This window comes from Ruminococcus sp. (assembly GCF_024691275.1).
Classification (GTDB): Bacteria; Bacillota; Clostridia; order Oscillospirales; family Ruminococcaceae; genus Ruminococcus.
The window spans coordinates 16,863-28,625 of record NZ_JAILNU010000028.1 but is presented as its reverse complement, the minus strand read 5'-3'; the positions used below and the strand labels follow the sequence as shown (position 1 = coordinate 28,625).

At 47.8% G+C, this 11,763-nt stretch carries 11 protein-coding genes; 1 reads left to right on the top strand and 10 read right to left on the bottom strand.

Annotated elements, in window-relative coordinates:
• Positions 1-347 precede the first annotated feature (347 nt).
• Positions 348-2,141 carry a 1,4-alpha-glucan branching protein GlgB gene (glgB, locus tag K6G33_RS03340; protein WP_296776268.1) on the bottom strand — a complete coding sequence of 598 codons (1,794 nt, stop codon included), beginning with the start codon at positions 2,139-2,141 and terminating at the stop codon, positions 348-350.
• 254 nt (positions 2,142-2,395) lie between these two features.
• Between glgB and aroC the strand changes: the two genes are divergently transcribed.
• Positions 2,396-3,484 (top strand): chorismate synthase, encoded by a 1,089-nt coding sequence (gene aroC / locus K6G33_RS03335; RefSeq protein WP_296776266.1) that lies wholly within the window; start codon positions 2,396-2,398, stop codon positions 3,482-3,484.
• 613 nt (positions 3,485-4,097) lie between these two features.
• Here the strand turns inward: aroC and trpA are convergent.
• From trpA to trpE, 9 genes are read right to left on the bottom strand one after another with little or no spacing between them, the layout of a single operon-like run.
• Positions 4,098-4,874, bottom strand: coding sequence for a tryptophan synthase subunit alpha (gene trpA, locus K6G33_RS03330; RefSeq protein ID WP_296776264.1), 777 nt, complete (start codon positions 4,872-4,874; stop codon positions 4,098-4,100).
• Positions 4,867-6,057 carry a tryptophan synthase subunit beta gene (trpB, locus tag K6G33_RS03325; RefSeq protein WP_296776261.1) on the bottom strand — a complete coding sequence of 397 codons (1,191 nt, stop codon included), beginning with the start codon at positions 6,055-6,057 and terminating at the stop codon, positions 4,867-4,869. Before trpB ends, trpA begins: the two co-directional genes overlap by 8 nt.
• Positions 6,058-6,073: 16 nt before the next feature.
• Complete coding sequence (locus K6G33_RS03320) at positions 6,074-6,670, bottom strand: phosphoribosylanthranilate isomerase (protein WP_296776258.1); 597 nt, start codon at positions 6,668-6,670, stop codon at positions 6,074-6,076.
• 1 nt (position 6,671) lies between these two features.
• Entirely contained in the window at positions 6,672-7,448 is a 777-nt protein-coding gene (gene trpC, locus K6G33_RS03315; protein WP_296776256.1) for an indole-3-glycerol phosphate synthase TrpC, read from the bottom strand.
• A gap of 8 nt (positions 7,449-7,456) precedes the next feature.
• Entirely contained in the window at positions 7,457-8,476 is a 1,020-nt protein-coding gene (trpD, locus tag K6G33_RS03310; protein WP_296776253.1) for an anthranilate phosphoribosyltransferase, read from the bottom strand.
• 16 nt (positions 8,477-8,492) lie between these two features.
• Complete coding sequence (locus tag K6G33_RS03305; protein ID WP_296776272.1) at positions 8,493-8,588, bottom strand: hypothetical protein; 96 nt, start codon at positions 8,586-8,588, stop codon at positions 8,493-8,495.
• A 50-nt stretch (positions 8,589-8,638) separates the two neighbouring features.
• Complete coding sequence (locus K6G33_RS03300; RefSeq protein ID WP_296776252.1) at positions 8,639-9,322, bottom strand: SAM-dependent methyltransferase; 684 nt, start codon at positions 9,320-9,322, stop codon at positions 8,639-8,641.
• Positions 9,323-9,329: 7 nt separating this feature from the next.
• Positions 9,330-9,896: an aminodeoxychorismate/anthranilate synthase component II gene (locus K6G33_RS03295; protein ID WP_296776249.1), complete on the bottom strand. Its 567-nt coding sequence runs from the start codon at positions 9,894-9,896 to the stop codon at positions 9,330-9,332.
• The gene (gene trpE, locus K6G33_RS03290) at positions 9,893-11,359 is read right to left on the bottom strand and encodes an anthranilate synthase component I (RefSeq protein ID WP_296776247.1); all 1,467 of its coding nucleotides are present in this window, start codon (positions 11,357-11,359) and stop codon (positions 9,893-9,895) included. The genes K6G33_RS03295 and trpE overlap by 4 nt, the downstream gene beginning before the upstream one ends.
• Positions 11,360-11,763: the final 404 nt, after the last annotated feature.

Genomic DNA, 11,763 nt, shown 5'->3' with positions numbered 1-11,763 from the left:
GGGATTCGAACCCACGTCCCTCAAGGGGCATCATGATTTCGAGTCATGTCCGTTATGACCACTTCGATACCACTGCGTATTTAATTTAACTATAAAACTGCGAGAAAACTGCGAGAAAGCCAATTGCAAACGCAATCACAGACATCGCCGAAACCACGCAGAACAGGGATAAATCAAAGTGCGGCAAGCTCAGAAACGACTATGTTTCGAGTCACGTCCGTTATGACCACTTCGATACCACTGCATAAATTTACTATAATATTATACCACAACGTTATAATAAAATCAAGAGTATTGTAAAAAATTAATATTATAACTAAAAAGGCAGGATGCTCCCCCTGCCTTTTTCATTTTTTCGTGAGCAGGAACATTCTTCCGCTGAACGGTGGGATCTCCATGATGAGCTTTTCTTTTTCACATGAGAACCGCGTCTGTCCGTCGGGAGTTCTTCCGCTGTATAGCTGGTCATCGGAATCAAGCAGAAGATCAGCTGTGTATCCCTCGCCGATATTCACGGAATAATCAAACTGACACCAGTCCGAAAAATTGAATACAGCCAGTATATCGCCTTCTGAAGCCTTTCTGCGGACAGCATATACACAGCGCTCGATAGAGTTGCAGTCTGCCCACTCAAAGTTCGTAGGATCATAGTCATAGTGAAGCGCATTATACTTCAGATAGATGTGATTGAGCTTCTTTATATATTCACGAAAAGAATCATGCATTGGATATTTCAGCATATCCCAGTCCTGCTGACGCTTCTCGTCCCATTCGCGCAGCTGAGCAAATTCGCTTCCCATGAAATTCAACTTCTTGCCGGAATGCATTATCATATACATATATAAGGCTCTTGCCTGCGGGAACTTTACCTCGTACTGACCGTTCATTTTCTGTGCGACTGTCGCCTTTCCATGAACTACCTCATCGTGAGACAGCGGCAGTATGAACTTCTCATTGAAAAAATACAACATTGAAAATGTCAGCTTGTGGTAGTCCCTGCTGCGGTACATAGGAGCACTCTGGAAATACTCAAGGGTGTCGTGCATCCAGCCAAGATCCCATTTATAATCAAATCCAAGGCCTCCTGCAAACACAGGTGCCGTTACATTCGGATATGAAGAAGAGTCCTCCGCTGCGATAATGGCAGTTGAATGTCTGGCTTTAAGTCCGCAGTTCATGGATTTTATGAATTTTATCGCATTCTTGTTTTCCCCGCGTCGCTCATCTCCGTTCCAGTATATCATATTGCGGATAGCGTCCATGCGCAGACCGTCAAAATGATAAACGCTTAGCCAGTAATCAGCTGCGGACTGTATAAACGAGCGCACTTCCCCCTTTGAATGGTTGAAGTTGCGGCTTCCCCATTCGTTATAGCCTATGTCGTCACTGGGATACTCATACAGCTTAGTGCCGTCATATTCAGTAAGGGCATAGTGGTCAACTGCAAAATGCACGGGAACAAAGTCCACTATTACGCCGATGCCGCGCTCATGACACTTGTTCACAAACTCCATAAGATCCTTCGGAGTACCGTATCGTGAAGTTGGCGCAAAAAATCCCGTACACTGATATCCCCATGATTCGTCACAGGGGTGCTCACTGAGAGGCATCAGCTCAATATAATTGTAGCCGAATTCACATACATAGTCTATGAGCTCGTCAGCTATCTCCAAGTAGCCGTACCAGCCGTTCTCGTCCTCATCAGAACGCCTTTTCCACGAACCGAGGTGAACTTCGTAAATATTCAGCGCTTTATCACGGCAGTCCGAACGCTCTCTGAGCCACTCCCCATCTGTAAACTCAAAGCCCTCTATACTTCTTATGACAGAGCAAGTTCCCGGACGAACCTCCATACCAAATCCGTAAGGGTCACAGTGGTCGATAAAATTGCCATTACTGTCGTAAATACGATACTTATAGCGCATTCCCTCTTTAGCCTCGGGCACCGTTATCTCGTACATTCTTCCGTCACAAACAGGCTTCATAGGGATATCCTCCCAGCCGCTGAAATCTCCTATGACCGCTGCCGCAGACGCATTCGGTGCATAGGTGCGAAAAACAGTCCCCTTATCACTCAGATGAGCGCCGAAATATTCATATGCAGCAAACTCATCACCATTGTAAAAATTCCTTATGTCCATAAGATCAACTCCGTTAAACCAAATCCTCTGAATTTGATTATATCACGATATATCGTCAAAGTCAATGACGTACTATTAGACAAAAAAGGCGTTTGACAGCTATACAAAATCACCATTTACTTTATCGCTTTGCGTCTGTAAACTGTTAAATTAACGTGTTGACACAAACCGGTTATAGTGGTATAATTTAAGAGTGCTCTGATGTTATTTTCGCTTGATATCGGAGCTTTAATCGGTTCAAAGGAGAGGTAAAAATGAAAAATACCTTCGGTTCAAGCGTTTCCATTACTTTATTCGGTGAAAGTCACGGAGAAGCTATCGGCGCTGTCCTCGACGGAATGGCAGCAGGTATCCCCGTTGATGAGGGATTTATCGAACAGCAGATGAAGCTCCGCCAGTCTATAGGCGCGCTCTCTACGGCAAGGCGCGAAGCAGATAAAGTCAGCATAGTCAGCGGAGTTTTTAACGGCAAGACCACAGGAACTCCCATTACGTTCATCATAGAAAATCAGGACACAAGAAGCAAGGACTACGGCGAACTCGCTTATAAGGCTCGCCCAGGTCACGCAGACTTCTCTGCACAGATGAAGTACCACGGCTTTCAGGACTTCCGCGGCGGCGGTCATTTCTCGGGAAGAATAACCGCAGGCATCGTTGCAGCAGGTGCAGTTGCAATAAGTGCTCTCCGCGCAAAAGAAATAAAAATTGCTACACATATACTCTCCTGCGGCGGAATTTTCGACCGCAGCTTCAATAACATCGACGCTGATATCGAGCAGCTCAACTCCATGGAATTCGCTGTTCTCGACAGCGCAAAGGCAGACGCTATGCAGGCTGCCATAACCGCTGCCAAGGAAGACGGCGACAGCGTTGGCGGCAGGCTCGAAACTATCGTTACAGGACTTCCCGCAGGCGTTGGCGAGCCCTGGTTCGACACTCTCGAAAGTATTCTCGCTCATGCTCTTTTCGCTATCCCCGCAGTCAAGGGCGTGGAGTTCGGCGCAGGCTTTGCCGCAGCCGATATGCTGGGAAGCGAGTGCAACGACAGCTTCAGCAGCGAAAACGGAAAGATCAGCAGCTCCACCAACAATAACGGCGGCATACTCGGCGGCATAACAACTGGTATGCCTGTACTTTTCAGGACTGCAATAAAGCCTACTCCGTCTATCTACAAGGAGCAGCAGACTATCAACATCAACACTTTGGAGAATACCTCTCTCCAGATAAAGGGCAGACACGACCCTGCTATCGTTCACCGTGCAAGAGTCGTTGCCGACAGCATCACCGCTCTTGTGCTCTGCGACCAGCTCGCTATGCGCTTCGGTACAGACTATCTTATGTGAGCGGCGTTACGAATATATTTGAATCAAAATGTAAGGGCGGATATTATCCGCCCATTTTTTATTATTAGCGGACGACCAATGGTCGTCCCTACGTTTATTTCAGTTTGCGGGCGGCGGAACGCCGCCCCTACAATTGATTCGTATTATTTTTCATGTACGCATCAGCTGACACATTTTATTCCGAATCCAAAACAGGGAACGCCTTTCGGCGTTCCCTCAGCTTGTCGAAAAAGTCGATTTCAACTAATAACGGGATTCCAAAGGGACTGTGTTCCTTTGGCAGAGTCCAGAGGCAGCGCCTTTGGTAGGGTGTGGGGCAAAGCCCCACAAATAGCCTCAAAGCGCCTCGCAAAGGGTGAATTAAAAAACAGTCCGGTGGACTGTTTTTTAAGAGGGAACGCCTTGCAAGAGAAGGCGTTCCCTAATGAAATTGGGGTTTATTGACAGACTGGGGCGGATATTATCCGCCCATTTTTTGTATCATGCTGTTGTTTGATCATTAGCGGACGACCAATGGTCGTCCCTTCGTTTATTTCAGTTTGCGGGCGGCGGAACGCCGCCCCTACAATAGCAAGGCAAAAGAAAAGGAACGCCCAAAGGCGTTCCCTGCTAATTATTCGCTGATAACAGCGTTCTTCATTTCCTTTACGTATTCACCTACGTATGGTGCTGCGTCCTTGCCGTACTTCTCAAGTATCTTGATAATAGCTGAACCTACAATCGCTCCGTCGGAGATAGCTGCCATTGCCTTTGCCTGCTCAGGCTTCGAGATACCAAAACCAACAGCACAAGGCACGTTTGTGTTCTCGCGGATAACCTTTACGATGTCGCCGATATTGGTGTTTATCTCACTTCTTACACCTGTAACGCCAAGGCTCGAAACTATGTATATGAAGCCCTCTGCTTCCTTTGCGATCATTGCGATCCGATTCTCTGATGTAGGTGCTATAAGCGATATAAGATCAACTCCGTACTGCTTTGCAACTGACGAGAACTCATCCTTCTCCTCGAAAGGAAGATCGGGAAGGATTATGCCGTCAACGCCGCACTCGCAGCATCTTGCCATAAATCTCTCTGCATCATATGAAAATACTACATTTGCATATGTCATGAATACAAACGGAATCTTTACATCTTTGCGAAGCTCCTTGACAAGCTCGAAGACCTTGTCTGTTGTTACTCCGCCTGCAAGAGCACGGATATTGGCTCCCTGAATAACAGGTCCCTCAGCTGTCGGGTCTGAGAAAGGTATTCCCAGCTCGATAAGATCAGCTCCGTTTTCAGCAGCAGCGCGTACCACCTTTGCTGTAGTTTCAAGGTCAGGATCTCCGCAGGTGATGAATGGTATAAATGCCTTTCCGTCAGCAAAGGCAGCTCTGATATTACTCATAAATATCCTCCCCTCTGTAACGGGCAATTGCAGCACAGTCCTTGTCGCCGCGTCCCGAAACAGTCACAATGATTATTTTGTCCTTGTCCATAGTTGGTGCAAGCTTCATAGCATAAGCAACTGCATGAGCTGACTCGATAGCAGGGATTATGCCCTCTGTGCGTGAAAGATACTCGAATGCGTTTACTGCTTCGTCATCTGTTATCGGTACATATTCAGCTCTGCCAATATCGTGAAGATTTGCGTGTTCAGGTCCTACACCGGGATAGTCAAGACCTGCGGATATAGAGTAAACAGGAGCTATCTGACCGTACTTGTCCTGACAGAAGTAGGACTTCATACCGTGGAATATGCCTATTCTTCCTGTATTTACTGTTGCAGCTGTCTCAAATGTGTCGATCCCTCTGCCTGCTGCTTCACAGCCAATAAGACGTACTCCCTCATCAGGGATAAAGTGGTAGAAGCTTCCGATAGCGTTTGAACCGCCGCCTACGCAAGCTATTACAGCATCGGGAAGTCTGCCCTCTGCTTCGAGGATCTGTGCTCTTGCTTCACGGGAGATGACTGCCTGAAAATCGCGGACGATAGTCGGGAAAGGGTGCGGTCCCATAACAGAACCGAGGCAGTAATGAGTATCTGCGATACGTGATGTCCACTCACGCATAGCCTCTGATACAGCGTCCTTCAGAGTAGCAGTTCCGCTCTTTACAGGGATAACATCAGCTCCGAGGAGCTTCATGCGGTAAACATTGAGCGCCTGACGCTTTGTATCCTCTTCGCCCATGAATACTACGCACTCCATATCAAGAAGAGCCGCAGCAGTTGCAGTCGCAACACCGTGCTGACCTGCTCCTGTTTCGGCGATAAGACGAGTCTTGCCCATTTTCTTTGCAAGAAGTGCCTGTCCCAGTACGTTGTTTATCTTGTGCGAGCCTGTGTGGTTGAGGTCTTCACGCTTGAGGTAGATCTTTGCTCCGCCAAGCTCTCTTGTGAGCTTGTCTGCACGATAAAGAAGCGAAGGTCTGCCTGCGTAATTGTTGAGGAGCTCCGTAAGCTCTCGGTTGAAGTCGGGGTCATTTTTATAGTGGTCGTAAGCCTGTTCAAGCTCGATGACCGCATTCATAAGTGTCTCGGGGATATACTGTCCGCCGTGAACTCCGAATCTTCCTTTTTTATCTGACATATTATCTTTCCTTTCGTTATGCATTTCTTACTGCCTGCGCAAAGGCAGCCATTTTATCGAAGTCCTTGAAGCCGTCTTTTTCGAGACAGGAGCTTGCGTCCAACGCATATGGTGCAAGCTTTTTTACCGCCTCGGCAGCATTTTCCGCGGTAAGACCTCCTGCGAGAAAATAGTCGCGCTCCACGCCCTTTATGAGCGACCAGTCGAATACCTCTCCCGAGCCGCTTCCCGAATCGAGCAGAACATAGTCCGCACAGGAGCTGTTTGCTGCGGCGATATCCTTATCGTTCTTTACCTTGAAGGCTCTGATGACTGTAACGTCTTTCTCCTGCAAGCGTCTGATAAGCTCGTCGCTCTCGTTTCCGTGGAGCTGCACCGCTCTGATCGTACCTGCGCCGACGATGCTGTATATCTCGTCGAAGTCGGAATCCACGAAAACTCCAACAGGAACAATGCTCTTGTCAAGGAGCTTAGTTAGCTCCGCAGCCTTTTCGGGAGCAACATAACGCTTGCTGCTCTTTGCAAAAACATATCCTATATAGTCGGGACAGAGCTTATTGGCATACCCGATATCCTCATCGCGGCGAAGTCCGCACATTTTTATCTTTGCCATATTATCCTTTCAGCTCTGCAAGCTTTGCCTTCTTGTCAGCTGCCCTCATGAGAGTTTCACCAATAAGCACGGCATTTACTCCCGATTCGCGGAGAAGTCTTATATCCTCTGCCGACTTTACGCCGCTCTCGGAAACGAAGCTCACATCTTCGGGAGCAATCTCCCGAAGACGGCGGCTGTTGCCCGTGTCAACTGAGAAGTCCTTCAGATTGCGGTTGTTTACTCCTATGATGCGTGAACCGGCAGCAACAGCCGCGCGAAGCTCTGCTTCGTCGTGAGCTTCGACGAGAGCAGATATGCCAAGTTCATCACAAATTTCGATGTATTCGCTTATCTGCTGCTGTGAGAGTATGGAGCATATGAGCAGCACAGCCTTTGCTCCCAGAAGCTTTGCCTCGTATATCATGTACTCGTCTACTGTGAAGTCCTTGCGGATACATGGGATACTCACGTTTGATGCTATCTCGCGGAGGTATTCGTCACTTCCGAGAAACCACTTCGGCTCGGTGAGGACTGATATACAGTCCGCACCTGCTGCTTCGTACTCCTTTGCGATATCAAGATAAGGAAACTCATCGGCGATTATGCCCTTTGACGGAGAAGCCTTCTTGCACTCGCATATAAAAGCGATATCGTCCTTTTTCAGCGCCTTTTCAAACTCGAACTGTCCCTTCGGAAGCTCAAGTGCCATTTTTTTTACGTCATCTGCGGAAAGCTTTTTCTTAGCCGCAGCCACACGCTCGCGTGCGTGGTCAGCAAGCTGATCGAGAATTGTCATGCCGCACCTCAGTTCTGTGACTCTGCAATGAACTTGTCAAGAGCTGCAAGAGCTGAACCGTTGTCGATAAGCTCTGCTGCCTTCTTAACACCATCAGCCATGCTCTCAGCCTTGCCGCCGATATAAATTGCAGCACCTGCATTAAGGAGGACTGCATTGCGCTTGTGTCCCTTTATGCTGCCGTCGAGAATACCGCGTGTGATAGCTGCGTTCTCCTCGGGAGTACCGCCCTTGAGGTCGTCCTTTGTGCAGCGCTCGAAGCCGAACTGCTCAGGTGTGATCTCATAGTTCTTCATCCAGCCGTCCTTGTACTCGCATACAGCTGTCGGAGCACTCAGTGAGATCTCGTCAAGCTTATCCTTGCCGAATACGACCATACCGTTCTTTGAACCCAGCTTCATGAGAACTTCTGCAACAGGTTCGAGAAGTACGCTGTCATATACGCCGAGGAGATGGTGATTCGGGCAAGCCGGATTTGTGAGAGGTCCGAGAATATTGAATACTGTACGGAATCCAAGCTCCTTGCGGATAGGTCCTACGTACTTCATGGAAGTGTGATACTTCTGCGCGAAGAAGAAACAGAAGCCTACGCTTTCAAGAAGCTGTCTGCACTTCTCGGGTTCAAGGTTGATATTGCCGCCGAGCGCTTCAAGACAGTCGGCAGTTCCAGAAAGTGATGAAGCTGCACGGTTGCCGTGCTTTGATACCTTGATGCCCGATGCTGCGATAACGAATGCGGAAGTTGTGGAGATATTGAAGCTGTGAGCATTGTCTCCGCCTGTTCCGACGATCTCAAGGAGATCCATGTTGTGCTCGAACTTTGTAGCTGCGTCACGCATTGCAGCTGCACAGCCTGTTATCTCGTCGATAGTCTCAGCCTTCGTGCTCTTTGTGGAGAGAGCTGCAAGAAAAGCCGCATTCTGTGTGGGAGTAGTCTCTCCTGCCATTATCTCCGATATTACCTTGTATGCCTCATCGTATGTGAGGTCTTCCTTATTTACTATCTTTACGATGGCTTCTTTTATCATGATAATTACCTCCTGATTATTTTCTGTACTCTTTTAACTCCGTATTTATAAAGCCCGATATCATGTTCCTGTATACTGTTTCCGCGATATCGGGAGATGCACCGTATTCCAGTGCCTTTTCACGGACATTTTTTATAACGGCTTCTACTCTGTCGGGAGCTTTTACGCCGTCCTCCGAATCTTCATCATACTATCCGCGTTTCTCTGGAAACGATACCCTGTTTTGAGGATCTCTACCTTAAAAACGCGGTGAAAATGCTCGATCACCTGTTCCACAAGATGTAATTCTCTGCCGTCAAGATCCCCCAGTGGGAATATCCTCACCTCTTTGCACACTCTCAGCATCTCACTGAGCGCTGCTATGTGGAAATCGTACCCAAGCTGATCGTACATCAGCAGAAAATGTGAACTGAGCCCGATATCGAACGTGCCGTCCTCATAAGGCAGTCTGTCGGGAAGCTCATGGCAGATATATCTGCCCTCGGCTTTTCCCTGCTCAAAGTCGTCAAGGAACATATCCATTGCCGACATTCTTATATCTTCAAGCTCCCGAACGCTTTTTATCCTGTCCCATACATAGTTATCGGAGTTTTCCTTCATCTGAGGTATGATAATATCTCTTACCTCGTTTATGCGGCTTCTGAGCTGCTGCGCCGAAAAGCAGTATATCGGGTCGAATGAAGTAATATCCGCACCCTCTGCCGTCGCCTGACAGTTGAAGCTTGCAGGACCGTCGCCGAATCCTGCTATCTTCTTTTTCATATCGTCGTCATCAAGGAGGAACATCGACCTGTACTCGCCGATATTTCTCCCCCACGGGACGACCTTTTCCAATTTCATGCCCATGATATCATCAGAGGTCTATGAAGTTCTTCAGCATAGTCCTTCCGTCAGGAGTCATTATCGACTCAGGGTGGAACTGCACTCCGTATATCGGGAACTCCTTATGCTGAACAGCCATTACCTCGCCGTCATCTGCAAGAGCTGTTACCTCGAAACAATCGGGAAGCGTACTTGCGTCGGCTGCAAGAGAATGATATCTCGCAACGGGAGCTCCCTCGTCGATATCCTTGAATATCAGGCTGTTGTTCATAAAGCTTATTACGGACTGCTTGCCGTGCATAAGCTCCTTTGCATAAGTAACTGTTGCGCCGTAAGCTGCGCATATAGCCTGATGTCCGAGACATACTCCGAGAGTAGGTATCTTCCTGCATACTGTCCTTGCAGCTTCTATTATTATGCCTGCGTCCTCGGGTCTGCCCGGTCCCGGAGAAATGATTATCTTGTCGGGAGCAAGCTTCTCGATCTCCTCAACGGTCATCTCATCATTTCTTATGACCTTGATATCGGGACAAAGCTCACCGACGAGCTGGTAGAGATTATACGAAAAACTGTCGTAGTTATCAATGAGAAGTATCATAATTCTTCCTCCCCTGCAAGTTTAAGTGCATTCACTACAGCCGCAGCCTTGTTTATACACTCCTGATATTCTTTTTCGGGAACTGAATCCGCAACGATGCCTGCACCGCTTCTTACGAATACCTTGCCGTTCTTCTTGTAGGCGATACGGATCGCAATACAGGTATCAAGGTTTCCCGTGAAGTCGATGTAGCCGATAGCGCCGCCGTAAATTCCGCGCTTGTTGTTCTCAAGCTCTGCAATGAGCTGGCAGGCTCTGATCTTTGGAGCACCTGAAAGTGTTCCTGCGGGAAGTACTGCGCTTACAGCGTCAAGTCCGTCGAACTCCTCGCGTATCTCGCCGCGGACTGTTGAGCCGATGTGCATAACATGGGAATAGCGCTCGATGCTGTGGAGCTTCTCCACCTGTACGCTGCCGAACCTGCTTATCTTGCCGAGGTCGTTTCTGCCGAGGTCTACCAGCATATTGTGCTCTGCAAGCTCCTTCTCGTCGCGGAGAAGTCCTTCTTCAAGCTCCTTGTCCTCAGCCTCCGTCTTTCCTCTCGGACGGGTACCTGCCAGAGGGAAGGTATGGAGCACACCGTTTTCAAGTTTTACGAGAGTTTCAGGCGAAGCACCTGCGATCTCCACATCTGTGCCCGAAAAATAGAACATATATGGCGAAGGATTTATGGTTCTGAGTACGCGGTAGGTATTCAGCAGGCTTCCCTCAAAATCTGCACATAAGCGGTTCGAGAGGACTATCTGGAAGATATCTCCCTCGCGGATATGCTTCTTTGCCTTCTCCACCATATCGCAGTACTGCTCCTTGCTGAACAGTGCTGTGACCTCGCTCTTGAGATGACCCGAGGGCTCCTTCTTACGGATACCGTTCCTGAGAAGCTCAGCCATCTGTTGAAGTTCCATCTTTGCCTTGTTATAGCCCGATTCGCCCTCAGAGAGTCTCATATTCGCAATGAGTATGATCTTCTGGCGGAAATTGTCGAAAGCGATCACCTTATCGAAGAGCATCAGGTCAACGTCCTTGAAGTTCTCGGAATCGCTGACATCTATACGGAGCGACTTCTCTGTATAAGCAAGAAAATCATATGAGAAGTAACCCACAAGTCCGCCTGTAAATGAAGGGAGATAGTCGAATTTAGGGCTCCTGTAGTTTGAGAGTATCTGTCTTATCTGTACTGACGGGTCATCTGATGTCATCTCAACGTCGCCCACTATGAGCTGACTGCCGCTGGCGGTTATCTTGGTTTTAGGATCAAATCCGAGGAAGGTATAGCGTCCCCACTTTTCATTTTCAGCAACTGATTCCAGCATATAGCAGTGTGTTGATACGTTCTTTAATGCAGTCATTGCTTCGATAGGTGTGCATATATCCGACAATATCTCACAGCTTACAGGAAGAATGTCGTACTTTCCGCTTTTTGTGATCTCGCAGACCTTATCGAATTCCGGTAAAAAATTCATTAAAAGCACCTCCGATGAACTGTCAGGCAAATAAAAAAGTCCCTGACAATTCAGAATTGAACTGTCAAGGACGAATATACTTATCCGCGGTACCACCTTGATTCATGACATAAACGCCATGCACTTTACAGGATACTATCATACCCCTGATGATTAACGCACATCTTAACGTTGCAGAATACTTTGAGCAAACATAATTTACACCCTTATACAAAGCTGTATTTCCGATGTACTCATTTGACTGCACCCTCAGCGGTCCATTTGCTAACCTGTTTTTCACCCAACTCTCAGCACCGTGGGCTCTCTGTAGAAGCATAATTAACTTTATCTCCGCGTCAACAGTTTAATTTTCTATATTATATCACCGGTCTCGCAAATTGTCAACAGTTTTTCTATATTTTTAA